Below are 26,271 nucleotides of genomic sequence, written 5' to 3'. Positions count from 1 at the left end.
CGTTTCCTTCAGGCGGGTTGCGACTGCGGCGCAGCAGCGCCATCGTAGCCACGCGGTATCGCCGCGAGCAACTGCTGCGTGTACGGATGGCGCGGGTTCGAGTAGATCTCTTCCGACGTGCCGCGCTCGACGATCTCGCCCTTGTTCATCACCAGGATGTCGTCAGCCATGTACTTCACCACTGCCAGGTCGTGGCTGATGAACACATACGTCAGGCCGAACTCTTCCTGCAGGTCGAGCAGCAGGTTCAGCACCGTGGCCTGCACGCTTACGTCGAGCGCGCTGACGCTCTCGTCGCAGATGATGATTTCCGGCTGCATCGTCAGGCAGCGCGCGATGGCGATGCGCTGGCGCTGGCCGCCCGAAAATTCATGCGGATACTTGCCGAACGCAGCAGCGGGCAGGCCGACTTTTTCGAGCCAGCCGAGTGCCAGGCGTGCACGTGCGTCATCGTTCTCGCCGATGCTGTGGATACGCATCGGCTCCATCAGGATCTGGCCGACGGTAAAGCGTGGGTTCAGGCTCGCGTACGGGTTCTGGAAAATGATCTGGATGCGCCGGCGATACGGCCGCATCGAAGCCGCCGTGAGCGCCGCGAGGTCTTCGCCCTCGAACATGATGCGCCCGCCCGTGGCATCGGTCAGGCGCGTGAGCATCATGCCGATCGTCGTCTTGCCCGAGCCGGATTCGCCCACCACACCCAGCGTGCGGCCCTTGTGCAGCACGAAGTCGGATGTCTTCACCGCGTTGATCACCTTGTGGCTGAACAGGCCCGACTTCAGCCGGTATTCCTTGCGCAGCCCCGTCACTTCAATCAGCGCCGGGCCTTCGACCGCGACAGCCTTGCGCTGCTCGGTGACGATGGGCCGGTTGTTCACGATGTCGTCGATCACCGGCAGGCGGCGCGGGCGCGAGTCGAGGCGCGGGCGGCATGCCAGCAGCGCGCGTGTGTACGAGTCTTTCGGCGCCGCGAAGATCTGGCCCACGGGGCCTGCTTCACGCACTTCGCCGTGACGCATCACGACGACTTCCTTCGCGATCTCACCCACCAGGCCGAGGTCGTGGCTGATGAACAGCACGCTCATGCGGTGCTTTTCCTGCAGCTTGGCGAGCAGGTCCACCACTTGCCGCTGCACCGTCACGTCGAGTGCCGTCGTCGGCTCGTCGGCGATCAGCAGCTTGGGTTCGCAGGCAATCGCAATCGCGATCATCACGCGCTGCTGCTGGCCGCCCGAAAGCTCATGCGGATACGCGTTCAGGCGCGACTTCGCTTCCGGAATGCCCACTTCATCGAGCAGCGCCAACGCGCGGTCACGCGCCTGCCGCGGCGACATGTTCATGTGGATGCGCAGCACTTCAGCGATCTGCTCGCCGACGGTGAAAACCGGGTTGAGCGAGCTCATCGGCTCCTGGAACACGACAGAGATTTCCTTGCCGCGCAGCGTGCGCATGTCGTCTTGCGGCAGCTTGAGCAGGTCACGGCCGTTGTAGAGGATGCGGCTGTCCGCGCCCAGAATCGCGTTCTCGGGCAGCAGGCGCACGATGCTCATCGCGCTCACGCTCTTGCCGCTGCCGGATTCGCCGACGAGGGCCACCGTGGTGTTCTCGGGGATGTTGAAACTGATGCCGCGCACGGCATCGAAAATGTCGTTCTTGCCGATACGGAACGACACGCGCAGGTCGCGCACTTCGATCAGATTGTTCATGTGTGCCTCAGCGCCGGGTCAGCGAAGTTTGGGGTCGAGCGCGTCACGCAACGCGTCGGTCAGCAGCGCGAACGCTGTGACAAACACCGCCATGAACAGCGTGGCGGCTGCAAGCTGCCACCAGTAACCCAGCACGAGTTCGGTTTGTGCGTCGGACAGCATCGTGCCCCAGCTCACCATGTCGATCGGCACGCCCAGCCCGAGGAACGACAGGATGACTTCCGCCTTGATGAAGCTCACCACGTGCAGGCTCAGCTGCACCAGCACCACGTGCGAGATGTTCGGCAGGATGTGGCCGAACATGCGCAGGCCGTGGCCCGCACCAATCGCTTCGGCGGCGCGCACATATTCGCGGCCGCGGTGCTTGATGTATTCGGCACGCACGAGCCGGTAGATGCTCGTCCAGCCCACGGCGGCAAGGATGATAACCACCGCCGCTATTCCGTTGGTAAAGGTCTTGGCCAGCGGCCCCGACTTGAACACCGCCGCCAGCGCAAAGATGAGCAGGATGTACGGCATGGCCGTGAACACGTTGTAAACCCACTCGAGCACGTCATCGACCCAGCCGCCGAAGTAGCCGGCAAGCGCACCGAGGAAAGTGCCCAGGAGTGTTGCCATGAAGGCTGCAGCGATACCGACAAGAATCGATATCTGCGCGCCCTTGATCGCCTTGGCGAGCACGTCGCGGCCGAGCCGGTCCGCGCCGAAGGCACGCGTTTCGGATTTCTCGACGATCACGTTCTTGACTTGTGCGGCGCGGTCAGCCCATTCCTGGTAGCGCGGCGCGAGCGGGTCGATGTCGCTCAGGTCCACATTGGGCAGCTTTGCAGCGACTTCATCGGCGGCCTGCTTCTCCGCCGGGCCCAGAACGGTGGGCGGCGCGAAAGGCTCGGCCACTTCGCGCTGCCAGTCGGCGGCCACAAAGCCTGCCTGCGCCAGCAAAACGAGGATGAGGAACACGGAGACGATCCACAGCGAGATGAGGCCCACCTTGTCTTGCCGCAGGCGCTTCCAGGCTTGCGCCCACACGCCGGGGGACTGGGGCAATGCCGCCAGCACGGGAGCCTCTGCGGGCAGCGCGGGCTGGACCGGATGCACCTGCTGGACCGGATGCACCTGCTGGACCGGATGCACCTGCTGGACCGGATGCACCTGCGATGCAGCACCGAGTTGTTCAGGCACGGCGCTCATTTGAATACCACCCGTGGATCGACCACTTTGTAGAGAACATCCGTCAGCAGGTTGATCACCATCGTGATCACCGCGAGGTAGATCGTGACCGCCTGGATCACCGGGTAGTCGCTGCGGTTCACGGCGTTGTACACCTCGCGCCCAAGGCCTGGCACCGAGAAGAAGATTTCGAGCAGGAACGAGCCGATGAAGATGCCGGGCAGCTGCGTGGCCACGTTCGTGAGGATGGGGATCATCGCGTTGCGCAGCACGTGCTTGAAGAGGATGGTGTTTTCGCCCACGCCCTTCGCGCGCGCCGTGCGCACGTATTCGTTGCCCATTTCATCGAGGAAGAACGTGCGGTAAAGCCGCGTGGCGGGCGCCAGGCCGACCAGCACCGCGAGCAGCACGGGCAGCGGCGTGTACACCGAAAGGTTCGTCCACAGGCTGTTGCTCCAGCCCTGCACCGGGAACCAGCCCAGGCGGAACGCGAACACGTATTGCGCAACGATCACGTAAACCAGAAAGCTGATGGACAGCGCCAGCGTGGTGATCACCATCACCGCGCGGTCGGTCAGGCTGCCGCGCACATAGGCCACGGCCATCCCGCAAATGGTGCCAAGCACCACATCGAGGATCAGGATGGGCACCATGATCGTGAGCGTGGCCGGCAGGCGCGTGGCGAAGATGTTCGATATTTCTTCGTTGGTGGTCCAGCTGCGGCCCCAGTCGAAGACGAGTACCTTGCGCACAAAAATCCACAACTGCTCAGTCACGGATTTGTCCAGGCCCAGCTGCTGGCGCAGCGATGCAATCTGCTGGGGCGAGGCCTTCAGTCCCGCAAGAATTTCAGCGGGATCGCCGCCGAAGTATTTGAAGAGGAAGAACACCAGCAGAATGACCCCGGCAAGGGTAGGGATCATCTGCCAGATCCGTCGGATGAGGTATGAGGCCATATCGGGGGAATGACTCGGGAAAAACAGCGCCTGAGGATGGGAACGCTGTAACTTTAGGGAAACCGCTCGTGGCGGCCAACTGCGCGGGCATTATGCTTGCCGTCTCGTTTCTCCCGAATAGGTGTTTCCAAGCATGAACATCAAGAACTGGGCCCAGGCCATCAGCCTGTGCCTGGCACTGGGCGCCGCTTCATACCCAGCAAGCGCGCAGAGCCCGACCAACAGCCCCCAAAAGGTCTTCCGCTACGCATTTCCGATTGCCGAGACGGGTTTCGATCCGCCGCAGCTGTCCGATCTGTATTCACGCATTGTCACCGCGAACATCTTCGAGGCGCTTTACGGCTACGACTATCTCGCACGCCCCGCAAAGGTCGTGCCCGTCATTGCCGAAAGCCTGCCGGAGATATCGCCGGACTTCCGCACCTACACGATCAAGCTCAAGCGCGGCGTGCACTTCTCTGACGACCCCGCTTTCGGCGGCAAGAAGCGCGAAGTCACAGCCAACGATGTGGTCTATTCGTTCAAGCGCTTCTATGACCCGGTGACCAAGAGCCAGCAGCTGTCGAGCATGCTCGAAGAAGGCATTGCGGGGCTCGAAGAAGCAAACAAGCGCGCCATCGAAACAGGCAAGTTCGACTACGACGCGCCGGTGGAAGGCATCAAGGTGCTCGACAAGTACACGGTGCAGTTCAACCTGAATCGCCCGCGGCCGCGCTTCATCTACACACTGGCCGACGCCGGCGGCACGAGCATCGTCGCGCGCGAAGTGGTCGAGAAGTACGGCCCCTCGATCATGGAGCACCCGGTTGGCACAGGCGCCTTCATGCTGTCGGAGTGGCGGCGCGCCTCGAAGATCACGCTCGTGAAGAACCCCAACTATCACGAGACGTACTACACGGCCGATCCGCCTGCCAACGACGCAAAGGCGCAAGCAATTTACGCCCGGCTCAAGGGCAAGCGCCTGCCGCTCGTGGACAAGGTCGAGGTGTCAATCATCGAAGAGCCGCAACCGCGCTGGCTCGCGTTCCTCAACGACGAGCACGAGTTCGTCGAACGGCTGCCGTATGCGTACGCGCCTGAAGTGGTGCCGCAAAACAAGCTCGCACCCAAGCTCGCCAAGCGCGGCATGCAGCTCGAACGTGTGCCGCTGTCGGACGTGACGTTCATGTACTGGAACATGACGCACAAGGTCACGGGCGGCTACACACCCGAGAAGGTGGCGTTGCGCCGCGCGATGGCGCTTGCCTATGAAGGCAGCGCCGAAGTGAAGATGCCCCGGCGCGGACAGGCCATCGTGGCGCAGGGCCCAATCATGCCGCGCACCGGCAGCTACGACCCGAACTTCCGCAGCGAAATGGGCACGTACGACCGTGCGCGCGCCATCGCCCTGCTCGACATGTACGGCTACAAGGACCGTGATGGCGACGGCTGGCGCGAGCAACCCAATGGCGAGCCGCTCGTCATCGAGTACTACTCGCTCAGCTCGGCCGACTACCGCGAGCTCGACGAGATCTTCAAGAAGAACATGGACGCGATCGGCGTGAAGGTGGTGCTCAAGATCGGCAAGTGGCCGGACCATTTGAAGAACGCGCGTTCGGGCAAGCTGCAGATGTGGGCGCTGGGCCTGTCGGCCAGCACGCCGGACAGCGGCCCTTCATTCGCGTATGGCTACGGCAAGTCGTGGGGCGAAGACAACCTGGCCTACTTCAAGAACGCGAAGTACGACGAGCTCTACGAAAAGCAGAGCGTGCTGCCGAACGGGCCTGAGCGCGACGCCATGCTGCGCGAGATGGTGCGCATCCTGGTGGCGTACATGCCCTACAAATACCGCACGCACCGCATCGGCATCGACCTCACGCAGCCCTGGGTTGTGGGCTACATGCGCCACCCGTTCGCGCGTGACTTCTGGCGCTACATCGATATCGACACCGACAAGCTCCCCAAGAAATGATTTCCATGAACAAGACACTTTTTGCAGCTGCCATCGCGCTGGTGATGGCGGGCACTTCCTTCGCCGCCGTCATTCCGCCTGGCGTGCAATTGCATGCCACGCAAACGCTGATCCGCAACAACGGCTCCGAGCCTGAAACACTGGACCCGGCCACGGCCGAAACCGTGGGCGCGAACAACATCACGCGCGATTTGTTCGAAGGCCTCACGGCCAACGACGGCGACGGAAAGATCATTCCCGGTGTTGCCGAAAGCTGGAAGCAGACCAACGCGACGACGTGGGTTTTCAAACTTCGGCAAAACGCCAAGTGGTCGAATGGTGACCCTGTGACTGCACAGGATTGCGTGTATGGCATCCGCCGCTTCCTCGACCCGAAAACCGCGTCGAAGTACGCCACCACCTACGGCGTTTTCCTGCTCAACGGCAAGGAAGTGGCCATGGGCAAGAAGCCGCCCAGCGAAGTGGGCGTGAAGGCGCTCGACAAGTTCACCGTCGAGATCAAGACGGCATTCCCGGTGACGTTCCTGCCGCAGCTCGTGTCGAACAACAACCTGGGGCCGCTGCACCAGGCGTCGGTTGAAAAGGGCGGCAAGGACTGGACCAAGCCCGGCAACATGGTGAGCAACGGCGCGTTCATGCTCAAGGACTGGCAGGTCAACAGCAAGGTCGTGATCGAGAAAAATCCGCACTACTGGGACGCCGCCAATGTGCAACTCACACGCGTGACTTATCTGGGCGTGGAAGATGGCAACGCAGACGTGAAACTGTTCGAATCGGGCCAGAACGAAATGGTGTACCAGCTGCCGCCCGGCACCTACGAGCAGGCGAAAAAGCAGTTCCCGAAAGATGTGCGCAACGCGCCCATGCTGGGCCTGCGCTTCTACACGTTGCAGACCAAGAGCCCGGCGATGAAGGACGTGCGCGTTCGCAAGGCGTTGTCGATGGTGATCGACCGCGACATCCTCGCGAACAAGATCACGGCTGATGGACAAACGCCTGCCTACGGCCTGATCGTCAAGGGCATGGAAGGCGCCGACATGACCGAATACGACTGGGCGAAGTGGCCCATGGCGAAGAAGGTCGAGGAAGCGAAGAAGCTGCTCGCTGAAGCGGGCGTGAAGCCCGGCACGAAGTACACCTTCACGTACAACACGAGCGAATACCACAAGAAGATGGCGATCTTTGCGCAGTCGGAGTGGAAGACCAAGCTGGGCATCAACATCGAACTCGAAGCGATGGAATTCAAGGTGCTGGTCAAAAAGCGCCACGACGGCGCATTCGAGATTGCGCGCGACGGCTTCATCGCCGACTACAACGACGCAACCAACTTCCTCGCGCTTGTGCGTTGCGACTCGGACCAGAACAACAACTTCAACTGCAATCGCAAAGCCGAAGAGATGATCAACCAGGCCGAGCAGAGCGATGACCCGGGCAAGCGCAAGCAGCTCCTCACGCAGGCCACGAAGCTGATCATGGAGGACTACCCGAACATTCCGCTGGTGCAGTATTCGCTGCCCCGGCTGGTGAAGTCGTACATTGGCGGGTACTCGCTGCTGAATTCGCAGGATCGGTTCCGCAGCAAAGACCTGTACATCATCAAGCACTAGGCCCACCCCGAAGCGCCTGCGGCGCCTCCCCTCAAGGGGCGCCACCAGCGGCCCGGCGAAGCCGGTTCCGCGGTGGCCCCGACGAATACTGCGAGCTTCTCTAAATGTGGTCGTATACGTTACGTCGCTTGTTGGCGACCATCCCCACCCTGCTGGCCGTCATCACGGTCTGCTACATCCTCGTGCACGCCGCGCCGGGCGGGCCGTTCGACAGCGACAAGCAAGTCTCTGAGGCCGTGCTGGCCAACCTGCAGGCCAAGTACCACCTGGACCAGCCGGTGTGGAAGCAATATCTGCTGTATCTCAACAACCTGCTGCACGGCGACCTGGGCGCATCGTTCCGCTACGCAGACTGGTCGGTGAATGATCTCGTGGCGGCTGCGCTGCCGGTGTCGCTGTCGATCGGCGGCATCTCGATGGTGATTTCATTCGTCATCGGCACGGGGCTGGGCATTGCCGCCGCACTGCGCCAGAACAGCGTCGCCGATTACAGCGTGATGCTCGTCGGCAACCTTGGCAGCGTGTTCCCTTCCTTCGTGATCGGGCCTGTGCTGGTGCTCGTGTTTGCACTCACGCTGAAGTGGCTGCCTGCTGGCGGCTGGGACGCGTTTGCGCCGCAATTCATGATCATGCCGATCGCGCTGCTCACCTTCATCAACGTCGCGACGATTGCGCGTGTGATGCGCGGCAGCCTGATCGAGGTGATGCACAGCAACTTCATCCGCACCGCGCGTGCCAAGGGCCTGCCTACGCGCATCGTCGTGCTGCGCCACGCGCTCAAGCCCGCGCTGCTGCCGGTGATTTCGGTGATGGGGCCGCTGGCCATTTCATCGATCACCGCGGCGCTCGTCACCGAGACTGTGTTTTCGCTGCCCGGCATCGGCAAGCTGATCGTCAATGGCGCCGGCAACCGCGACTACACGCTGGTGCTGGGGCTGGTCGTGCTGATCACGCTGCTGGCTGTGTTGATGAACTTCCTTGTCGATCTGGCATACGCCGCGCTCGACCCGAAGATCCGTTACTGAACAAGGCGCAACCATGCTGTTTTCCCTGCGCCGAAAAGCACTGATGGACCAGGCCGCCGCGGCTGTGTCCGCGCCAGCTGGCCGCAGCCCGTGGGCCGATGCGCGCACGCGCTTCATGCGCAACAAGGCGGCCGTCGCCAGCCTCGTCGCGCTGTTGATCATTGGCCTGCTCTGCGTCGCCGGACCCTTCGTGCTGCCCTACCAGTTCGATACGACCGACTGGGACTCGATGAGCCTGCCGCCTTCGATGAAGGGCATGCACTTCTGGGGCACCGATGAGTCGGGCCGTGACTTGCTGGTGCGTTGCCTCATCGGCGGCCGCATCTCGCTGATGGTGGGCTTGCTGGCAACGATCGCCTCTGTCACAATTGGCATCGCGTGGGGCGCCACGGCGGGCTTCATGGGCGGCAAGGTGGACGCCATCATGATGCGCATCGTCGACATGATGTATGCCATTCCGTACCTGCTCATCGCGATCCTGCTCGTCACGATCCTGGGCCGCGAGTTCTACCTGGTGGTCGTCGCGATCACGGCGTTCTCGTGGATGGACATGGCGCGTGTCGTGCGCGGCCAGACGCTGTCGCTGCGCAGCATGGAATTCATCGAGGCCGCGCGTTCCATCGGCGTGCCCACGCGCAAGATCATCTTCTCGCACATCGTGCCGAACCTGCTGGGCGTTGTCGTGATCTACACGACGGTGACGGTGCCTTCGGTGATCCTCACCGAGTCCGTGCTGTCATTCCTCGGCCTCGGGATCCAGGAGCCGATGACGAGCTGGGGCGTGCTCATCGAAGACGGCACCAAGGTGATGGAAGTCGCGCCGTGGATGCTGCTCTTCCCGGGTGCGCTGCTGTCGATCACGCTGTATTGCTTCAACTTCATCGGCGACGGCTTGCGCGATGCTTTGGACCCGAAAGAGCGTTGATGACGAACACCCACAAACTGCTCGAGGTCGATGACCTCAGCGTGAAATTCAAGACGCCTGATGGCGATGTCACGGCTGTGAACGGCCTGTCGTTCGACCTGGAGCGCGGCCAGACCTTCGGCATCGTCGGCGAATCGGGTTCGGGCAAGAGCCAGTCGATGCTCGCGATCATGGGCCTGCTCGCATCCAACGGCTATGCCACAGGCCGCGTGCGCTTCAACGGGCAGGACCTGCTTGCGATGAAGCCCGACGCGCTCAATCGCATTCGCGGCAACCGCGTCGCGATGATCTTCCAGGACCCGATGACGTCGCTCAACCCGTACCTCACGGTCGAGCGGCAAATGACGGAAGTGCTGGAGCTGCACAAGGGCCTGACGCGCAAGAGCGCTTTGTCGCTCGCGATTGCCACGCTCGAGCAAGTGCGCATCCCTGATGCGGCACGGCGAATCCGCATGTATCCGCATGAGTTTTCAGGCGGCATGCGACAGCGCATCATGATCGCGATGGCGCTGCTGTGCCAGCCCGACTTGCTCATTGCCGACGAGCCGACCACGGCGCTCGACGTGACGGTGCAGGCGCAGACGATGACGCTGCTGCGCGACCTGCAGCGTGATTTCGGCACGGCGATCGTGCTGATCACGCACGACCTCGGCGTGGTCGCGGGCATCTGCGACAAGGTGATGGTGCTGTATGGCGGCCGCATCATGGAGCAAGGCACGGCAGAAAATATCTTCTACGAGCCCACACATCCGTACACGCTGGGTTTGCTCGGCGCCGTGCCCAAGCTCGATCACGAAGGCGAGCGGCTGGTGGCGATCCCCGGTGTGCCGCCCAACATGGCGCGCTTGCCGGCGGGTTGCCCGTTCAGCGAGCGCTGCACGTTTGCGATGGAGCGGTGCACGACTGACAGGCCGCCGCTGGAGCTGGCAGCGGGGCATCCGGGGGTGCTGCGGGCTTGTCACAAGGCGCCGGGTGAGATCGAGGCGAAGGCGCAGGAGGTGCTGCCGTGAGCGCACAAAGCCAACAACCGTTGTTGTCGGTGCGTGACCTGCACGTGCACTTCAACATTCGCGGCACCGGCTTCATGTCGCCCAAGCGCACGTTGAAGGCCGTCAATGGCGTGAGCCTCGACATTTATCCCGGCGAGACGCTCGGCATCGTCGGTGAATCGGGCTGCGGCAAATCGACGCTCGCGCGCGCCATCCTCAACCTCGTGCCGCGCACGTCGGGACAAGTGGTGTGGATGGGCAAGGACATGACGGGTGCGGGCGCTGCCGACTGGCAGAACGTGCGCCGCAGCGTGCAGATGGTCTTCCAGGACCCGCTTGCGTCGCTCAACCCGCGCATGAACGTGCTGCAGATCATTGGCGAGCCGCTGCGCACGCACCAGCCGCAACTGTCGGCTGATGAAGTGCTCGAGCGCGTGAAGGAAATGATGAAGCGCGTCGGCTTGATGGAAAGCCAGCTCTATCGCTACCCGCATGAATTTTCCGGCGGGCAGTGCCAGCGCATCGGCATTGCGCGTGCGCTGATCCTGAAGCCCAAGCTCATCGTGTGCGACGAGCCCGTGTCTGCGCTCGACGTGTCGATCCAGGCGCAGATCATCAACCTGCTCAAAGACCTGCAGGAAGAGATGCAGCTCGCGCTCGTGTTCATTGCGCACGACCTGGCCGTGGTCAAGCACGTGAGCCAGCGCATCCTCGTGATGTACCTGGGCCGCGAGATGGAGCTGGCCGACAAGCACGAGCTGTATGCCACGCCCAAGCATCCGTACACGCGCGCTTTGTTGTCTGCCGTTCCGCTGGCTGACCCGCGGCGCGAACGCGGCAAAGTCATCGAGCTGCTGCAGGGCGACCTGCCCTCGCCTATCAGCCCGCCCTCGGGCTGCGTGTTTCGCACGCGCTGCCCGCAGGCGTTCGAGCAGTGCGCCCAGGCGGTGCCGCCGCTGAAGGCAGTCAATGCCCACTCACAGGCAGCCTGCTGGCTGTACTGAGCACAGACAGCAATGAGAGCAGCATTGCGCCCGGTGCTTCGTCACGTGACGCTCGCGTCGGACGACTTGCTGCGCGACAAGCTGTACCGCAGGCTGTGGCTGTCGATCCTGATCAGCGCGTTTGGCGGCCAGATCACGATGCTGGCGATCCCGCTCACGGCCGCCGTGCTGCTGCATGCCACGCCATCGCAGATGGGCCTGCTCACGGCGGCGGAGATTGCGCCATTCATTCTCTTCTCGCTGCCGTCAGGCGTCTGGCTTGACCGCGTGCGCAAGTTGCCCGTGTACGTCGCGGGCGAGCTCACGATTGCGCTGGTGCTCATCACCGTGCCCGCCGCGTGGGCGCTCGACATGCTCGATGTGCGCTATCTCTACGTCGTCGGCTTTGTGATCGGCACGGTGGCCGCAGTGGCAGGCACCGCAGCGCAGATCGTGCTGACGCAGATCGTGCCGCGCGCGCGGCTGGTCGAAGCGCATGCCAAGAATGCACTCGCCAATTCAACGGCCGAAGTCGCCGGCCCAGGCATCGCCGGCGCGCTCATCCGCCTGGTGGGTGCACCTTTCGCGCTGCTGGCCGATGCGGTGATGCTGCTGGCAAGCGTGGTCATCCTGCGCGGGCTGAAGATCGACGAGAAGCCCGGCACGAAGATCCATCCGCACTTCCTGCCCGCGTTGAAGGAGGGCCTGGGCTTTGTGTGGCGCATGCGCCTGCTGGTGACGATGGCGGCGCTGGTCGGCATGTGGCAGTTGTTCCACCACGCAGCGATGGTCGTGCAGATCCTGTTCGCCACGCGTGAGCTGGGCTTGAACGAGCGGCAGATCGGGCTTTGCTACGTCGGCCTGGGCGTGGGCACAGTGGGCGCGGGTGCGTTTGGCAGCCGCATCTCGCGCCGGCTCGGTGTAGGGCCGTGCCTGCTCATTGGCATTGCGATCTGCGGCGTCGGCTGGCTGCAGCTTGCGCTGGCTCCGGCCAACAGCAACTGGGGGGTTGCGTCGTTCGTGCTGATGCTGCTTTGCTTTGGCCTGGGTGCGGTGCTGATCTTCATCAACTTCCTGGCGCTGCGCCAGGCCGTGACGCCAGAGCCGCTGCTCGGCCGCATGACCAGCACGATGCGCTGGCTGATTTTGATCCCGGCGCTTCCGGGTGCGCTGCTGGGCGGCTATCTGGGCGAACACCTGGGCTTGCGTGCGTCGCTGGGGCTGGGTGGCGCCGGCGCGCTTTTGCTGGCCCTGGTGGGGTGGAAATTCACGATGCTCGCGTCGCAGCGTGAGCTGGCGGCGCAGCACGTCGAGGCGGCGTAGCGCGCACGGGGCAACAGGAGCCGCCCCGGGGGCCGGCTAGTCGCGCGCGATGGCAGCGCCCAGCACGTCGGGCGCGCAAGGTTTGGGCAGCACTTCGAACCCCTCGCCCGCGATGGCATCGATATGCTGGGCGTAGCCGGTCATGAGAATGACCCGCAGCTTCGGCTGGCGCTGGCGCAGGAATCGTGCAAGGCCGAGGCCATCGATCTCGCCAGGCATGACCACGTCGCTCAGCACCAGGTCGGGCTGCCTGTCCTGCGCTTCCAGCCAGTCACGCGCCTCGACGGCGCTGGCCACGCGCGTCACCGTGCAGCCGAATGCTTCCAGCAAGGGCAGGAGCGCTCCGGCGACCTCGCTGTTGTCTTCGACCAGCAGGATGCGCTTGCGCAGGTCGCGCGCGATCGGTGTTGCACTGGCGATCGCATCGCCTTCGCTCGCCGCTTTCGCGGGAAAGAACAGCCGCACCGTCGTGCCTGCCCCGGGCGTGCTCTCAATCGTCGCGAAGCCGCCCGCCCGCTGGCACAGGCCATAGACCTGGCTCAGGCCCAGGCCCGTGCCATGGCCGACGGGCTTGGTGGTGAAGAATGGCTCGAACACTTTGGCGATCACCGCCGGATCAATACCCGTGCCTGTGTCGATGGCATCGATGACCACGAGCGGCCGGTTCGAGCCTTGCGATTCGTCGGGCCGGGCATTGCGCGCTTCGATCATGAAGACGCCGCCGCTGGGCATGGCATCGCGCGCGTTGATGCCCAGGTTGAGCAGCGCGAGTTCGAGTTCGGCGGGATCGACTTCGATCGCCGCCGTATCGTCCGCGACCGTGATGGAGAGCTTGATCTGTCCGCCAAGCACCGGGCCTATCAGTTCAGCAAGCGATGGCAGCCGCGCCTGCAACTGCACGCGCTCGGGCAGCAGCGGCTGCCTGCGTGAGAAAGCCAGCAGCTGCCGGGTGAGTTTGGTCGCCGAGTCGACGGCACGGCCAATCGAGTCGAGCCGCGTGATGCCCGCCTCGTTGACGATGCGACGCAGCAGGAACGCATTGTTGCTGATGACCATCAGCGCGTTGTTGAAGTCGTGCGCGACGCCGCCCGTGAGCCGCCCCATTGCTTCGAGCTTTTGCGCCTGGAACAGCGCCTCCTCGGCGCGTTGGCGCGTGAGCGTCTCCGACTCGAGGCTGCGCGCCGCATCGATGGACTCACGGGTGCGGCGCAGCGCCACGCGCGAGGTGAAAAACAGCGCGGCAAAGGGAGGAATTCCGAGTGCCAGCATGATGGCCAGCTCTTTGAGCAGTTCGCCTCGAAGGGTGCTGAGGTTCATGCCCGTTCCTGCAAAGAGCGGGTAGGCCGCAACCTGGCGGAATGCGATGAGCCTGTCCTGCCCGTCAACGCTGGACCATCCGCGCGTCTGCCCTGCCTGGTTGCCGGCACGCACCAGTGTCATTGCAGGACTGTTCGCGCCGAGCTTGTCGGGCGCGCCCGGTACAGGTGGCCAGCGCGTGTAGATCGACCCGTCACGACGAAACAGGTTCACGGCCAGGCCCGGTTCATCGTCGACGAGGTCGCTGTAGAACTGCTCGAAGTAAGCCGTGCGAAGGCTGATGTTGATGACGCCGCCGAACTTGCCGCCGACACTGTCGAAGCGCCGGCTGATGTCCAACACGCGCTCGTTCGTTGTGCGTGTGTTGAAGGGTGGCGAGACGAACCGCCCGGGCTGCCCGTCGCGATGGAACTGGAAGTACTCGCGGTCATTGAAGTCGAGCGCGGGCACCGGCATGAACCGGCTGCTGGCCACCGGCTTGCCGTCGGCGCCAATGATCCACACCGACTGAATCTGCGGTTGGTCCTTGGTGGCGGCTTGCAGCAGTTCGTGCAGCGAGGCCTGGTCGGCACGCAGCTGCTCCAGGCTCTTGCCATTCACTGCGTCGTACAGCCTGTCCTGCAGTGCTTCCGCCGTGCCCAGCACCTTGGTCGCATGTTCATGCGCGACGCGCAGCGAACGAGTTACCCGCTATTCGGCGACCTGGTTGAATTCATTGAGGCGGAAGACCGCGAACAGCACGTAAAGAAAGAGCGGCACCGCAATGCTGAGCACACCCAGGATCTGCAATGAGCGCAGGGGGGAAAGCTTGTCGCTGTCTGGCATTGGTCGAGGCTATCACGCAGGTCAAAAAAAAATCCACCGGCAAAGCGGTGGATTTCCTGTCTCTCGCCAATGACCCGGATTGCTCCGGGTCATTCGCTCGAAGCGATCAGCGGAAGCTGTGCTTCAGGCTCAGGCGATAGAAGCGGCCGATAGCGCCCGAGTAGTCGAGCGGGTTGTAGCCGATAGCGCCGTACGTTTCGAAGTCAGCCGGCGGCTTCTTGTCGAACAGGTTCTGGATCGACAGACCCAGCTCCGTGCCCGGACGAATCTTCCACACGCCATTGACGTCAACCGTCGTGAACGACTTCACCTTGCAACCCGACGGGAAGTCAGCATTGTTGAGCAGCGTCTGGGCGCAGGTCGTGTCCGACTGCTCGAACGTGTTCTTCATGCTGCCACGGTAGTTGACGTTCGTGCCGAAGCGGTACGGACCCATTTCCCAGGTGCCGTTGAACGAGATGCGGTCACGCGGCGAGCCGATGCAGTTCGTGATGTTGCAGTCACCATGGGTGCCAGCGTAGTCATGAACCGTACCGAACTGGTCAACCACGCGCTGGACCAACAGGTGCGTCCAGGTGAAGCCGGCCGTGATCTTGCCCATGCCACCGCCCAAGTCCCAGCGATGCTTGGCTTCCAGGTCGATACCGCGCGTCAGCGACTGGGCCGAGTTGCGGAAGACCACGAAGCCGGACAAGATGCCGCCCGGGTCGCCAGCTTGCACTGCCGTTGCCGGGTCACGCGTGAAGCGGCCAGCGTCGATAGCTTCTTGCGGATCTTCGATGACCGGCAGGCCCTTGCGCTTGATCTGCCAGGCATCCAGCGTCAGGCTCGTCTTGGGCGTGATGTCCCAAACCGTACCGAACGTCCAGCTTTCCGACTTTTCCGGCTCCAGGGCGGGGTTACCGCGCTGCACGAACGTCGGGGCGATACCCTTGCAGAGGCCTTCGGCCGTCTGTTGGTTCATCCCGCCAGCGATCAGTGCTGCGCAACGTGCGTTGTCGTCCACCACGGCCCCACCAAAGGCAGCCACGGAGCTCAGGCTGTTTTCCGTCGAAGACGGAGCACGGAAGCCGCGCGAGTACGTCGAGCGGAAGGCCAGGTTCGGCAGGGCCTTGAGCTTGGCACCGATCTTCGGCGTGAAGGAGTTGCCGGCGTCAGAGTAGTGGTCATAGCGCAGGGCAGCGCTGATTTCCAATGCCTTCGTGACCGGGAACAGCATTTCGCCGTAGGTCGCCCACAGGTTGCGCTCGCCACCGTAGGCGGTCAGCGACACGCCGAGGTAGTTGCCCAGGCCGTTGTACAGCGGCAGGCCGTTGGCTTCGTGGCGAACTTCAGCGCCGATGGCCAGGCCGATCGGGCCGCCGTCCATCTTGCCGAGTTCACGCGACACCTTGATGTCGGCACCGTAGATGCGCGAGAAGCCCGAACGCTGCTGGTCCGACAACAGGGCGTTGTACAGGGCCGGCGAGTTCAGGTTCGCGTTTTCGCCGATGCGCCAGAACGGGGGCGTGCCACCGTTGGCAGCAACCAGCGCTGCGTACTGGGGGCTCCAGCGCGTGGCGTTGGTCACGTTCGCAGCCGTCGGGTTCAACAGCGCGTCAGCAACGCGGTAGTCGATGAGCTTTTGCGAAACGTCGGTCTGCTTGGCTTCCGAGTAGTGAACAGCCGTGTCGTAGTCCCATGCGTCCCACGTGCCACGCAGGCCTGCGACCAGGCGCAGCGAATGGCCGCTGGAAGCGGTATTCGACGGGCCCGTGTCGAACAGGGGCATGTAGCGCAGGCGAGCGGTGCTGCCGAAGTACGGGTTGTCCGGGTGCGTGGCGCCGAGCAGCGTGGTGGCTGCGCGGGAAACGACGTCGCCGTTCGGGCGGAAGAAGCCGCCGTTCGGTGCCACCGGCAGGCCGGTCACGTCGGATTGGGTCTGGTAGTAGCCCAGCTCGACGAAGCCTTCCATGTTGGCGTTGATCGTCTTGGTGAAGCGGCCGAAGAAGCTGGCCGTCTTCGAGTCAGGCTGGACCTGGTTCACAGCTTGACGCAGGTCAACAATACAGCCGCCGGCCGTGTTGTTCTGCGGCAGGTTCGCGTTGGCCAGGCAGTACGCCTGAGCAGCCGGGAACGTACGGGTGAAGCCCACGCCAGCTGCGTCGCCGCGGCTGTAGTAAGAGTTGTTCAGCGGGTCCGGGTTGCGCACGTTACCGATGATGGACTGGCCGGCGCTATTAGCGATGCGCGTGCCACCAAACGGTGCCGACGTCGGGATCCAGCCCATGCCGCCTGCGAACGAGATGTTGTTCGTCGGGCCGGAATTGGGGTCAAAGCCCCATTGCGGCTGGCCGATGGCCGACACGCCGACGGAACCACGGCCTGCGCGGTCGCGGTACAGGATCTGTGCGCGCTTGCCGAATTCGGCGTTGAGCAGCAGGTTGTAGCCGTCTTTGTCGAGGTCGCCCATACCGTGGGTAATGGCAACGCGGGGCTCAGCGCCATCGCCTTGTTCGGCAACGCCGTACGTCAGCTTGGCAACCGTGCCCTGGTAGTTCTTCTTCAGGATGATGTTCACAACGCCTGCGACGGCGTCAGAGCCGTACACCGACGATGCGCCGTCCTTCAGCACTTCAACGCGCTCGACAGCTTCCAGCGGAATCTGGTTCAAGTCAACGTAGGTGCGTTGTGCGTCGTCAGCCAGCACAGCCGAGGTAACGCGGCGGCCGTTGATCAGCACGAGGGTGGCGTTGGCGCCCAGGCCGCGCAGCGAGATGCCGGACGACGTAGCACCAGAGAAGCCGCGACCATACGTGAACGGAACGGAGCCTTGACCGTCGGACGTGAGCGTCTGGAGGTATTCAGCGACCGTGCCCTTGCCGGATTGGTCGATTTCGTCCTTGGTGATGACCTGGACGGGGGACGCCGTTTCAGTGTCGGTGCGACGGATGTTCGAACCCGTCACTTCGACGCGTTGCAGTGATGAGCCGGTTTGTGCAAGGGTCTCTTGCGCAAACATCATCGTGGCGGTGCCACAGAACGCCGTGATTAGTGCGTTCGTGACAACCGTTTTCTTAAACCTTTGTGTACCGGTTTTCATGTGTTCTCCAGACCTGTTCCTGTCGAGAAAGAGTTTGGGCAATTGCCCATAACCCGCATATCAGACCGGACGCGTTTCATAAATTAGACACACGTCGCGTTCCAGCCCACGGTTTTACACAAGCGGCCCTCTGTAGTCACTCCGCATTCACAGTGTTTGGGGTGTTCTGTTGCCCAAATACATCAGGGCAACAAAGGCGTGTTCCAAAGAACAACAGCCCTCGCAAAGAGGGCTGTTGAAGACTTGTGTCGCCGCAGGATTTACCCGTCGGATTCGATCGAATTAACCGCGATAAATCATTCGATCTTGAAGTCGAATTCCTGCGTGGCAGTGATGTCGCCGCCGGACGAAATGCACTTGTATTGCATCATCGCGTTGCGCACCGCCGAATGGAACACGCGCGGGCCCGACAGGATTGTGACGTCGCGAACAGCACCGTCGCGAATGATCACCTGGGCTTTCACCGTTCCCTGCGCGCCTTCCTTGATGGCCTGGCGCGGCATTTCAGGCCTGACCTGCGTCGGGCAGGCAACGCTGATCTCCTGTTTGCCCGACGTGGCCGGTGGCGCTGCGGGCGGCGGCGGCGGTGCGATCACGGCCGGGCTCGTGGGCGCAACGGTCGTCGCCTGGATCGCAGGCGCTGACGTCTGAGGCGGCGCCACTTCGGGCGGCGGAATGAACGGCGGCGGTGCGTCGACCTTGGGCGGAGCCTTCTGGATTTCCTTGGGCGGCGGCGGCGGCGGGGGCGGCGGCGGAATGATCACTTCCTGGATCACTGCTGCTTCGAGCGGCTTCTTGATGAGCTCGAGCCCCTTGCGTGCGGTACCGGAGATCAGTGCCCAGAGCACGATCACGTGCACCAGGACCACGACGATCCAGCCGATGGTGCGCCGGCGCGGATCGCTGCCCTGGTACTTGGGCATGTGCATGGTGGTTGCGGTCATGACTTGCCTTTACTGCACGAACTGTTCGCTGCCGGTGACGGCAATCTTGGTGAGGCCCTTGCGCTTGGAGGTCGACAGCACGTTGGCAAACACCGCATAGCCGGCGTCCTTGCTGGGGTGCACGTTGACGACGGGCTGCGGGTTCATGGTCGCAATCGCTTCCATCTTCTGCTCCAGCTCCGCACTGGACACGGGCAGGCCCTGCCAGTACACAACGCTTGCGGGATCGATGTCGATGCGGACCTTGTCAGGCTCGACGGTGGTCGGCGGGGTGCCGACCGGCATCTCCAGGTTCACGGCGTGAAACTGGATCGGGATGGTGATGATGAGCATCACGAGCAGCACGAGCATGACGTCGATCAACGGGGTCGTGTTGATGTCCATCATCGGCTCGGGATCGCCGCCCTGGTTGCGAAAACGGCTTCGTTTCATGGACATGACCTCAGTTGAGCGCGGGCGGCTCGGTAATGAAGGCAACCTTCACGATACCGGCCACCTGGCACGCATAAAGAACCTTGCCAACGCCATCGTACTTCGCAGCCATGTCGCCGCGGATCTGCACCTCAGGCTGGGGCTGGATGCTCGACACGCGCTTGAGCCGCTCGATCAGGTCGCGCGGCGTAGCCATCTTCTGGTCGTACCAGAAGACATTGCCCTGCGTGTCCACCGAGATGATCACGTTTTCGGGCTTGGTTTCACGAATCTCGACGCGCTCTTTGGGAAGCGAGACGGGGATCGACGTGGTAACCACGGGGATCGTGATCAGGAAGATGATGAGCAGCACCAGCATCACGTCCACAAGGGGCGTGGTGTTGATGTTGGACATGACTTCGTCATCGTCTCCGCTGGACGGGCCGACTGCCATTGCCATGGCGTTCTTTCGGTAAGTTGCCGGGAAGACCGCTTACGCGGCCTTGCCGGCGGAGCCCACGATCACGGCGTTCAGTTCATCGCTGAATTCGCGCACTTCATCCATCACCGCCTTGTTGCGGCGTGCCAGCCAGTTGTAGCCGAGCACCGCGGGAATCGCGACTGCCAGGCCCAGGGCCGTCATGATGAGTGCTTCACCCACGGGACCCGCGACCTTGTCGATCGAGGCCTGGCCGGAAATTCCGATGGCGGTGAGTGCGTGATAGATGCCCCACACCGTGCCGAACAGGCCGACGAAGGGAGAGGTCGAGCCGACCGTTGCGAGGAAGGCCAGGCCGCCCTGCATGGTCGCGTTGATGCGGTCAACGGCGGACGTGACGGACATGGGGATCCAGTCGTGCATCGGGATGTGGCTCTTGAGGCCGCCATGATCGTTCGTCGCTGCGACGCCCGACTCGGCGATGAAGCGGTAGGCGCTGTTCTTCTCGAGTGCGCCAGCACCTTCACTCACCGACTTGGCTTGCCAGAAATTCTTGTCGACGGTGCGCGCATGGCGGTTCATCTTCGACTGCTCAAGGAGCTTGACGATCATGATGTACCAGCTGCCAATACTCATGATCGCGAGGATGACGAGCACGGCGCGTGCAATGTTATCGGAACCTTTCCACAGCGCTTCGATACCGTACGGGTTTTCGAGGGCAGCTTCCGGCTTCTTGGCCGCGGCGGGCGCGGCCGGCATGGCAGGCGCTGCAGCGGCAGCAGCAGTTGCCTCAGGCGCGGGCGCCGAAGCAGCGGGCGCCTGGGCGCTGGCCGTCATGGTGGAGAAAGAGAAAATGATCGGCAGCACAGCGGCGGCAACGATGCGAAGGGTGGAGGCCAGGGATCGCAAGATAAGTTCCTTTTGTCTTTTGGGGTTCAAAAGCGCTTTTTTTGGGCACATTACGTGTACCCGGTAGGGCTCGGTGTTTGTCCAAAGCCCGCGAGTATAAATCGGCAAGAGGTTCTGGCGGTGCTGCCTGTGACAGTCGCTTCTATCGTTTTCCCGATGTTCAACCCCATGCAAAAAGTTGGCCAGCTCACCAATGCACTGTTTGCACGCACAGGACAGCACCAAAAACCTCGCGCAGACTCACGCTATAATCGCAGGCTGCACAACAAAGCCGGTGTAGCTCAGTCGGTAGAGCAGCTCATTCGTAATGAGAAGGTCGGGTGTTCGATTCATCTCTCCGGCACCACAATGCTTCAAGGGCGCCTGGCGGCAAGCCGGGCGCCCTTTTCTTTTGTGCGCTCCACGCTGCGTCTTCACGTCAGGTGACTGAACCATGATCGGCTCCATCGTTTCAATCTCGCTGGGCGCCGCCCTCGGGGCGTTGCTGCGCTGGACGCTGGCCCTCAAGTTCAATCCGATGTTTCCGGCGCTGCCGCTGGGCACCTTGGCCGCCAACCTGGCCGGCGGCTACCTGGTAGGAGTCGCCATTGCATTCTTCGCGACATCGCCACAGTTGCCACCGCACATCCGCCTCTTCGTCATTACCGGGTTTCTGGGCGGCCTCACGACTTTTTCCACGTTTTCGGCAGAAGTCGTGACGCAGTTGCAGAACGGTGAAACGGCTTCTGCGCTGGCAATCGCATTTGCACACATGCTTGGCTCGTTTGCCGCCACGGCACTTGGCATCGCCACGGTGTCCCTGCTGCGCCAACCCGGTGCCTGACTCTCAATGCAGAGCTAGGCGAAATCCTTAAGGGACCACGGGCACAGCACCTAGGGCGCCAACGCGGCGCGCCTCCACACTTGCATCACACACAAGGGATGCAATCCATGCCCACCGCATTCGACACCTTCTCCAGCTGGGCTCGCAGAACCACCACGTCATTCGGCGAACTCATCGCCTTGCATACCCATCGAGAGGCGGCCAACGACACCAGCGGCCTCGCCTACCGCCTCAAGCACTGGCCGGACCTGCCTTGCAGGGCACGGACGGCTCCGGTGTTGCGCACGCTGTCGGTGATGAGTCATCGGGCCGTGAATCGGCGCTGGATCGCCGTCACCTCAAAACTCTCGCGCACTGAAGTCGATTCACTGCTGGCCCGCCTGGTCGCACAGGACGCCGTCACGATCACGGACCTGTCGCACTTCCCCGCGGTACCCGGCGCGCGTGCGCTGGGGTGATCAGCCGGGCTTGGGCGCCGGTTGCAGCGGGCTTTGGCGCTCGGCCATGCGGTCCACCAGTTTTTTCATGTTCGACAGCGAAGCCAGGTGCATCGAGACCAGGTGAAGCTCGCCCACACGGAACAGCGATAGCACCGTTGCGTCGGGCAATGCCATGAGCCGGGCCTCGTCAACGACCAGCAGGCCGCTGACCATGAAGCTGCGACCGTCGACGAGATCGGCCTTGGCGCTCATCTCAACCAGCACATCCGCCTGTTCGAGCCGCTGGCAGAAAGCCTCTGTGCGCTGGTATTCGTTCTGGTAGCGGTTGAGGAAATCGAGCGCGTTGCGCAGGAACGGTGTGTCGGTGCCGTCTGCCTCGAACAGTGCCTCACCTTCGTTATCGTTCAGCCCGGAAAACGCTTCGTCGATGCACACACCCATGGTCTTGGACCCCAGATCAGCCAGCACGAACGGGTAGCGCCGCACGAAGGCAGGTACATACGCCGCGAGCCAGCGGCCTTCGCTGTCCACGAACAGGTTTTCCCGGGCGCGCAAGCCGAGCATCGCGACCGGCACGATGTGGCCGTTGCCACCACGCGTGAACACAACCGGATATTCCTTGAACGCTTCTGAAAATTCCACTGCGGCGAGGTACAGGGAATTGGCCTTGCGCGCAAAGCCGAAGTCCGTGCTGGGCAGCACCCGGCGCGCGCGATGCTTGTCGCGGTCCAGCAGCACCGGCTTTTCGTAGTACACCGAATCCGACATCCTCATGCCCTCCTGTTTTCCCGAACCATCACTTGCTACCTGGATGTGTCGCCGCTCTCACGCGGCGGCTGCAACACGGCAAGCACCTTGTCGATGCGCTTGCCATCCAGGTCAACCACCTCGAACTTCCAGTCGCCACACTCGATGACTTCGCCCGTCGCGGGCAGGTGGCCCGACACCGACATCAGCAGACCGGCCAGCGTGTTGTAGCGGCCGCGGTCTTCTTCCGGAAGCTCGCGGATGTCCAGGCGCGCTTTCAACTCTGACACGGGCATCAAGCCATCGAGCAGCCACGAACCGTCCGCGCGTTTGGTGGCCCAGGCGTCGGCCTGCGCGCCCGGCTGCAACTCGCCCGTGATCGCTTCGAGCAGGTCGTGCGGCGTCATCAGGCCCTGCACCACGCCGTATTCGTCGACGACGAACACCATGCGCCCCGACCGCTCGCGAAACTGCTCGAGCAATTCCATGCCCGAGAGAGTTTCCGGCACGAAGAGCGCCGGCGACACCAGCGATTCGATGCTGCCAGCCGCCTCCTGCTGGGACGCGGCGAGCAGGCGCGCGACGCTCACCAGGCCCACGACATCGTCGAGCGAGCCCCGGCACACCGGATACCACGAGTGCGCATCGCCCTGCCCCACTTCGCGCAGGCACTGCTTGAGATCCCAGCCGGCGTCGAGCCATTCAATTTCCGAGCGCGGCACCATGAACGACGTGAGCGGCCGGTCGTCAAGGTGGAATACGTTTTGCACCATCTGCCGCTCGTGCTGTTCGATCACGCCCGCATCCACACCTTCTTCCAGGCTGTGCGCGATTTCTTCTTCGGTCATGCCGCGCTCACGCGTGCTGTCGATGTGCAGCAGTTTGAGGATGGCTTGGGTGGTGGACGTGAGCAGCACGACGAATGGCCGGGCCGCGCGAGCCAGCCACGCCATGGGGCGCGACATGATGCGAGACACCGGCTCCGGATACAGCTGGCCGATGCGCTTGGGCACCAGCTCGCCGAAGATGATCGTGGTGAACGTGATGGCCGTGACTACCAGCGCAGTGGCCGCGATCTCCGATACGCGTGCGCGAACGCCGAAGGTCTGCAACCACGTCGCCACGCCGCTGCTGAAAGCAGCTTCTCCAACAATACCGTTGAGCATGCCCGTTGCCGTGATGCCGACTTGCACAGTCGATAAAAACTGCGTGGGCTGCTCAAGCAGCTTCAGGGCCGCTTTTGCGCCTGGATCCCCCGATTCAGCCATCGCCAGCAGCAACGCTTTGCGGCTTGACGCCAACGCCAGCTCCGACATGGCGAAAAGGCCATTGAGCAGCGTCAGCACAACGATGAGCAGGACATCCATGAAAGCGGGCGAGAATTGAGCAAATGGCACTGTACTTGATCGGTGATGTGCAGGGCTGCGACAGTGCCCTGGGCAACCTCCTTACAACGCTCGATTTCTCGGCGAGCCGCGACACGCTCTACCTGCTGGGTGACCTCGTCAACCGTGGCCCCGACTCCGCGGGGGTGCTCCGGCGGCTGATGCGCCTGGGCCACTCGGCGCGCTGCCTGCTGGGCAACCACGACCTCAGCCTGCTTGCCGTCGCAAGCCAGCTGCGCGCGCCTCACCGCGGCGACACGATGGACGGGGTGCTGCAAGCCGATGATCGCGCTGCGATGCTCGACTGGCTGCGCCACCAGCGCATGGCAATGCATGAACATGGCGTCCTCATGGTGCACGCCGGCGTGCTGCCGCAATGGGACGTGAGCGCCACACTTGCACTGGCAACTGAAGTTGAAAGCGCCCTGCGCGGGCCTGGCATGACCGACTTTCTTGCGCACATGTACGGCAACGAGCCCGCGCAATGGAGCGATTCGCTCGTGGGCAACGACCGGCTGCGGGTGATCGTGAATGCACTGACGCGGCTGCGCTTTTGCACGGCAGAAGGTGTGATGGACCTGAAGACCTCGGGCGGCCCGGAAGCCGCGCCGGCAGGCTTCTTGCCGTGGTTCGACGTGCCAGGGCGCAAGACCGCTGGTGCGGTGGTTGCGTTTGGCCATTGGTCAACGCTGGGGTTGCTCAGGCGGCCCGACATCATTTCCCTCGACACGGGGTGCGTGTGGGGCGGCTGCCTCAGTGCAATACGCCTGGGCGCGACGCGCGACGCAGATGAATTGATCCAGGTGAAATGCGTCCAGGCGCAGGCGCCCGGTCAAGTCACTCGGACTTGAACAGCGCCGCGACCTTGCGCTTCGGCTTGATATTGGCCGATACGCGCGACGCTGGCCTGGCGGCCGTCTCCCACGCCGGCGGCGTATCGACAGCAGGCGTCTCGTAAGGCTGGTCGAAGAACGGATCGCGTGGCGCGGCGGGCTGCCGTGAATCGCGATACGACTCCCGTTGTGGTGCGCGGCGGTCGCGCTCACGTTCGCGGTCGAGGCCCGCTGGAGCGTCGAGCGCGTCGCGCGGGTCGCCAGTCTCACCGGCTTCACGCCAGGCGCGGCGGCCATCATTGATGCGGCCACGTGGCTTGTCTTCATCGAACTCGATGGCTTCGAGCTCGATCTTGCGCTTGAGCAGCTTCTCGATATCGCCCACCAGCCGGGCATCGGTGCCCGAGACAAACGTCACGGCCAGCCCTGATGCGCCAGCACGACCGGTGCGGCCGATGCGGTGCACATAGTCTTCTGCGTTGAACGGCACGTCGAAGTTGAACACCGCGGGCACATCCTTGATGTCAAGGCCGCGTGCCGCAACGTCGGTTGCCACGAGCAGGTCGACCTCGCCCGCCTTGAACGCGGCCAGCGCCTTCAGGCGCTCGTCCTGGCTCTTGTCGCCGTGCAGCGCCGTGGTCTTCAGGCCTTCGCGCTCGAGTGAGCGTGCGAGCCTCGCGCAGCCCAGCTTGCTGTTGACGAAAACGAACGCCTGCGTCAAACCGCGCTGGCGCACGATCTGCTTGAGGGCGTGGCGCTTTTCTTCGTCGGGTACGCTGTAGAAGTGCTGCTCGACAGTGGAGGCCGTCTCATTGGGCCGCGCCACTTCAATCGTCACCGGGTCCTGCAGGTAGCTGCCGGCAAGACGCTTGATGTCGGTCGAGAACGTCGCCGAGAACAACAGCGTTGTGCGCTGCTTCGGCAGGAAGGACAGGATGCGCTGCAGGTCGGGCAGGAAGCCGATGTCGAGCATGCGGTCCGCCTCGTCGAGCACGACGTACTCGACCTGGTTGAGCACGGCATTCTTGGCTTCGATGTGGTCGAGCAGGCGGCCTGGCGTCGCCACGAGCACCTCAACGCCCTTTTTCAACTCCAGCGTCTGCGGCTTCATGTCGATGCCGCCGAACACCACGGCGCTGCGCAGGTTGGTGTATTTGGCGTAGAGCTTGATCTGCTGCGCCACCTGGTCTGCCAGTTCGCGCGTGGGAAGCAGCACGAGCGCGCGCACCGGGTGCCGAGCGGGTGATGTGGATGCGTTCTCGTGCTTGAGCATGCGCTGCAGCAGGGGGAGCGCAAACGCGGCTGTCTTGCCGGTGCCCGTCTGGGCCGCCCCCATCACATCCCTGCCGGAAATCACGACAGGAATGGCCTGCGCCTGGATGGGCGTCATGGTCTCGTAGCCCATTTCAGCTACGGCACGGGCCAATGGTTCGGCGAGGTTGAGTTCGGAAAAGGAGGCTGTCATCAGTGGGTTGTCCAAC

23 protein-coding genes and 1 tRNA gene are annotated in these 26,271 nt (G+C 63.2%); 11 read left to right on the top strand and 13 right to left on the bottom strand.

The window, feature by feature from the left end; genetic code table 11:
• Positions 1 to 8: 8 nt before the first annotated feature.
• The 3 genes from GHT07_RS03570 to GHT07_RS03560 all read right to left on the bottom strand — a co-directional run bounded on the left by GHT07_RS03570 (position 9) and on the right by GHT07_RS03560 (position 3,832).
• Complete coding sequence (locus GHT07_RS03570) at positions 9 to 1,706, bottom strand: ABC transporter ATP-binding protein (RefSeq protein ID WP_153583666.1); 1,698 nt, start codon at positions 1,704 to 1,706, stop codon at positions 9 to 11.
• Positions 1,707 to 1,724: 18 nt separating this feature from the next.
• The gene (locus GHT07_RS03565) at positions 1,725 to 2,783 is read right to left on the bottom strand and encodes an ABC transporter permease (RefSeq protein WP_153583712.1); all 1,059 of its coding nucleotides are present in this window, start codon (positions 2,781 to 2,783) and stop codon (positions 1,725 to 1,727) included.
• A 110-nt stretch (positions 2,784 to 2,893) separates the two neighbouring features.
• Positions 2,894 to 3,832 carry an ABC transporter permease gene (locus GHT07_RS03560; protein WP_153583665.1) on the bottom strand — a complete coding sequence of 313 codons (939 nt, stop codon included), beginning with the start codon at positions 3,830 to 3,832 and terminating at the stop codon, positions 2,894 to 2,896.
• Positions 3,833 to 3,965: 133 nt separating this feature from the next.
• Between GHT07_RS03560 and GHT07_RS03555 the strand changes: the two genes are divergently transcribed.
• The 7 genes from GHT07_RS03555 to GHT07_RS03525 all read left to right on the top strand — a co-directional run bounded on the left by GHT07_RS03555 (position 3,966) and on the right by GHT07_RS03525 (position 12,635).
• Positions 3,966 to 5,783, top strand: coding sequence for an ABC transporter substrate-binding protein (locus GHT07_RS03555; protein ID WP_153583664.1), 1,818 nt, complete (start codon positions 3,966 to 3,968; stop codon positions 5,781 to 5,783).
• 5 nt (positions 5,784 to 5,788) lie between these two features.
• Entirely contained in the window at positions 5,789 to 7,390 is a 1,602-nt protein-coding gene (locus GHT07_RS03550) for a peptide ABC transporter substrate-binding protein (RefSeq protein ID WP_153583663.1), read from the top strand.
• 104 nt (positions 7,391 to 7,494) lie between these two features.
• Positions 7,495 to 8,415: an oligopeptide ABC transporter permease OppB gene (oppB, locus tag GHT07_RS03545; protein ID WP_153583662.1), complete on the top strand. Its 921-nt coding sequence runs from the start codon at positions 7,495 to 7,497 to the stop codon at positions 8,413 to 8,415.
• Positions 8,416 to 8,428: 13 nt separating this feature from the next.
• Complete coding sequence (locus GHT07_RS03540; RefSeq protein ID WP_153583661.1) at positions 8,429 to 9,340, top strand: ABC transporter permease subunit; 912 nt, start codon at positions 8,429 to 8,431, stop codon at positions 9,338 to 9,340.
• Positions 9,340 to 10,350 (top strand): oligopeptide/dipeptide ABC transporter ATP-binding protein, encoded by a 1,011-nt coding sequence (locus tag GHT07_RS03535; protein WP_153583660.1) that lies wholly within the window; start codon positions 9,340 to 9,342, stop codon positions 10,348 to 10,350. Before GHT07_RS03540 ends, GHT07_RS03535 begins: the two co-directional genes overlap by 1 nt.
• On the top strand, positions 10,347 to 11,333 hold the full coding sequence (locus GHT07_RS03530) for a dipeptide ABC transporter ATP-binding protein (protein ID WP_323740775.1): 987 nt from the start codon (positions 10,347 to 10,349) through the stop codon (positions 11,331 to 11,333). The genes GHT07_RS03535 and GHT07_RS03530 overlap by 4 nt, the downstream gene beginning before the upstream one ends.
• Positions 11,334 to 11,345: 12 nt before the next feature.
• Positions 11,346 to 12,635 (top strand): MFS transporter, encoded by a 1,290-nt coding sequence (locus GHT07_RS03525; RefSeq protein ID WP_153583659.1) that lies wholly within the window; start codon positions 11,346 to 11,348, stop codon positions 12,633 to 12,635.
• A 36-nt stretch (positions 12,636 to 12,671) separates the two neighbouring features.
• On the opposite strand, the gene GHT07_RS03520 is transcribed toward GHT07_RS03525, so the two are convergent.
• The 7 genes from GHT07_RS03520 to GHT07_RS03495 all read right to left on the bottom strand — a co-directional run bounded on the left by GHT07_RS03520 (position 12,672) and on the right by GHT07_RS03495 (position 20,562).
• Entirely contained in the window at positions 12,672 to 14,597 is a 1,926-nt protein-coding gene (locus GHT07_RS03520; protein WP_323740774.1) for a hybrid sensor histidine kinase/response regulator, read from the bottom strand.
• A 45-nt stretch (positions 14,598 to 14,642) separates the two neighbouring features.
• Complete coding sequence (locus GHT07_RS21615; RefSeq protein WP_267237568.1) at positions 14,643 to 14,777, bottom strand: hypothetical protein; 135 nt, start codon at positions 14,775 to 14,777, stop codon at positions 14,643 to 14,645.
• Between the two features lie 106 nt (positions 14,778 to 14,883).
• Positions 14,884 to 17,859, bottom strand: coding sequence for a TonB-dependent receptor (locus GHT07_RS03515; protein ID WP_153583658.1), 2,976 nt, complete (start codon positions 17,857 to 17,859; stop codon positions 14,884 to 14,886).
• A 296-nt stretch (positions 17,860 to 18,155) separates the two neighbouring features.
• Positions 18,156 to 18,803, bottom strand: coding sequence for an energy transducer TonB (locus GHT07_RS03510; RefSeq protein ID WP_228488146.1), 648 nt, complete (start codon positions 18,801 to 18,803; stop codon positions 18,156 to 18,158).
• 9 nt (positions 18,804 to 18,812) lie between these two features.
• On the bottom strand, positions 18,813 to 19,241 hold the full coding sequence (locus GHT07_RS03505) for an ExbD/TolR family protein (protein ID WP_228488145.1): 429 nt from the start codon (positions 19,239 to 19,241) through the stop codon (positions 18,813 to 18,815).
• Positions 19,242 to 19,245: 4 nt separating this feature from the next.
• A complete protein-coding gene (locus GHT07_RS03500; RefSeq protein ID WP_153583657.1) occupies positions 19,246 to 19,674 on the bottom strand; it encodes an ExbD/TolR family protein in 429 nt (142 codons plus the stop codon).
• Positions 19,675 to 19,707: 33 nt separating this feature from the next.
• Positions 19,708 to 20,562, bottom strand: a complete 855-nt coding sequence (locus tag GHT07_RS03495; RefSeq protein ID WP_228488144.1) for a MotA/TolQ/ExbB proton channel family protein — start codon at positions 20,560 to 20,562, stop codon at positions 19,708 to 19,710.
• 270 nt (positions 20,563 to 20,832) lie between these two features.
• Here GHT07_RS03495 and GHT07_RS03490 point away from each other — a divergent pair.
• The 3 genes from GHT07_RS03490 to GHT07_RS03480 all read left to right on the top strand — a co-directional run bounded on the left by GHT07_RS03490 (position 20,833) and on the right by GHT07_RS03480 (position 21,843).
• Positions 20,833 to 20,908, top strand: a tRNA-Thr gene (locus GHT07_RS03490).
• A gap of 87 nt (positions 20,909 to 20,995) precedes the next feature.
• A complete protein-coding gene (gene crcB, locus GHT07_RS03485) occupies positions 20,996 to 21,385 on the top strand; it encodes a fluoride efflux transporter CrcB (protein WP_153583655.1) in 390 nt (129 codons plus the stop codon).
• Positions 21,386 to 21,492: 107 nt separating this feature from the next.
• On the top strand, positions 21,493 to 21,843 hold the full coding sequence (locus tag GHT07_RS03480) for a hypothetical protein (protein ID WP_194792806.1): 351 nt from the start codon (positions 21,493 to 21,495) through the stop codon (positions 21,841 to 21,843).
• Here the strand turns inward: GHT07_RS03480 and GHT07_RS03475 are convergent, their stop codons facing one another.
• Both GHT07_RS03475 and GHT07_RS03470 read right to left on the bottom strand, forming a co-directional pair.
• Positions 21,844 to 22,599, bottom strand: coding sequence for a SapC family protein (locus tag GHT07_RS03475; RefSeq protein WP_153583653.1), 756 nt, complete (start codon positions 22,597 to 22,599; stop codon positions 21,844 to 21,846).
• A gap of 29 nt (positions 22,600 to 22,628) precedes the next feature.
• Positions 22,629 to 23,939, bottom strand: a complete 1,311-nt coding sequence (locus tag GHT07_RS03470) for a hemolysin family protein (protein WP_153583652.1) — start codon at positions 23,937 to 23,939, stop codon at positions 22,629 to 22,631.
• Between the two features lie 23 nt (positions 23,940 to 23,962).
• Between GHT07_RS03470 and GHT07_RS03465 the strand changes: the two genes are divergently transcribed.
• Positions 23,963 to 24,808, top strand: coding sequence for a symmetrical bis(5'-nucleosyl)-tetraphosphatase (locus tag GHT07_RS03465; RefSeq protein WP_153583651.1), 846 nt, complete (start codon positions 23,963 to 23,965; stop codon positions 24,806 to 24,808).
• On the opposite strand, the gene GHT07_RS03460 is transcribed toward GHT07_RS03465, so the two are convergent.
• Positions 24,795 to 26,255, bottom strand: coding sequence for a DEAD/DEAH box helicase (locus GHT07_RS03460; protein WP_153583650.1), 1,461 nt, complete (start codon positions 26,253 to 26,255; stop codon positions 24,795 to 24,797). The two genes, GHT07_RS03465 and GHT07_RS03460, sit on opposite strands and share 14 nt — an antisense overlap.
• Between the last annotated feature and the right edge of the window lie 16 nt (positions 26,256 to 26,271).

This window comes from Caenimonas koreensis DSM 17982 (assembly GCF_009646335.1).
Taxonomy (GTDB): Bacteria; Pseudomonadota; Gammaproteobacteria; order Burkholderiales; family Burkholderiaceae_C; genus Ramlibacter; species Ramlibacter koreensis.
The sequence above is the reverse complement of the archived record's forward strand: the minus strand, read 5'-3'. Positions and strand labels throughout refer to the sequence as shown.

What these genes read in the sequence shown, in the direction of transcription:
- GHT07_RS03570 (WP_153583666.1), bottom strand. Translation starts at nt 1,706, where the DNA reads ATGAACAATCTGATCGAAGTGCGCGACCTGCGCGTGTCGTTCCGTATC.
- GHT07_RS03560 (WP_153583665.1), bottom strand. Translation starts at nt 3,832, where the DNA reads ATGGCCTCATACCTCATCCGACGGATCTGGCAGATGATCCCTACCCTT.
- GHT07_RS03555 (WP_153583664.1), top strand. Translation starts at nt 3,966, where the DNA reads ATGAACATCAAGAACTGGGCCCAGGCCATCAGCCTGTGCCTGGCACTG.
- GHT07_RS03550 (WP_153583663.1), top strand. Translation starts at nt 5,789, where the DNA reads ATGAACAAGACACTTTTTGCAGCTGCCATCGCGCTGGTGATGGCGGGC.
- oppB (WP_153583662.1), top strand. Translation starts at nt 7,495, where the DNA reads ATGTGGTCGTATACGTTACGTCGCTTGTTGGCGACCATCCCCACCCTG.
- GHT07_RS03540 (WP_153583661.1), top strand. Translation starts at nt 8,429, where the DNA reads ATGCTGTTTTCCCTGCGCCGAAAAGCACTGATGGACCAGGCCGCCGCG.
- GHT07_RS03535 (WP_153583660.1), top strand. Translation starts at nt 9,340, where the DNA reads ATGACGAACACCCACAAACTGCTCGAGGTCGATGACCTCAGCGTGAAA.
- GHT07_RS03525 (WP_153583659.1), top strand. Translation starts at nt 11,346, where the DNA reads ATGAGAGCAGCATTGCGCCCGGTGCTTCGTCACGTGACGCTCGCGTCG.
- GHT07_RS21615 (WP_267237568.1), bottom strand. Translation starts at nt 14,777, where the DNA reads ATGCCAGACAGCGACAAGCTTTCCCCCCTGCGCTCATTGCAGATCCTG.
- GHT07_RS03515 (WP_153583658.1), bottom strand. Translation starts at nt 17,859, where the DNA reads ATGAAAACCGGTACACAAAGGTTTAAGAAAACGGTTGTCACGAACGCA.
- GHT07_RS03510 (WP_228488146.1), bottom strand. Translation starts at nt 18,803, where the DNA reads ATGACCGCAACCACCATGCACATGCCCAAGTACCAGGGCAGCGATCCG.
- GHT07_RS03505 (WP_228488145.1), bottom strand. Translation starts at nt 19,241, where the DNA reads ATGTCCATGAAACGAAGCCGTTTTCGCAACCAGGGCGGCGATCCCGAG.
- GHT07_RS03500 (WP_153583657.1), bottom strand. Translation starts at nt 19,674, where the DNA reads ATGGCAATGGCAGTCGGCCCGTCCAGCGGAGACGATGACGAAGTCATG.
- crcB (WP_153583655.1), top strand. Translation starts at nt 20,996, where the DNA reads ATGATCGGCTCCATCGTTTCAATCTCGCTGGGCGCCGCCCTCGGGGCG.
- GHT07_RS03480 (WP_194792806.1), top strand. Translation starts at nt 21,493, where the DNA reads ATGCCCACCGCATTCGACACCTTCTCCAGCTGGGCTCGCAGAACCACC.
- GHT07_RS03475 (WP_153583653.1), bottom strand. Translation starts at nt 22,599, where the DNA reads ATGAGGATGTCGGATTCGGTGTACTACGAAAAGCCGGTGCTGCTGGAC.
- GHT07_RS03470 (WP_153583652.1), bottom strand. Translation starts at nt 23,939, where the DNA reads ATGGATGTCCTGCTCATCGTTGTGCTGACGCTGCTCAATGGCCTTTTC.
- GHT07_RS03465 (WP_153583651.1), top strand. Translation starts at nt 23,963, where the DNA reads ATGGCACTGTACTTGATCGGTGATGTGCAGGGCTGCGACAGTGCCCTG.
- GHT07_RS03460 (WP_153583650.1), bottom strand. Translation starts at nt 26,255, where the DNA reads ATGACAGCCTCCTTTTCCGAACTCAACCTCGCCGAACCATTGGCCCGT.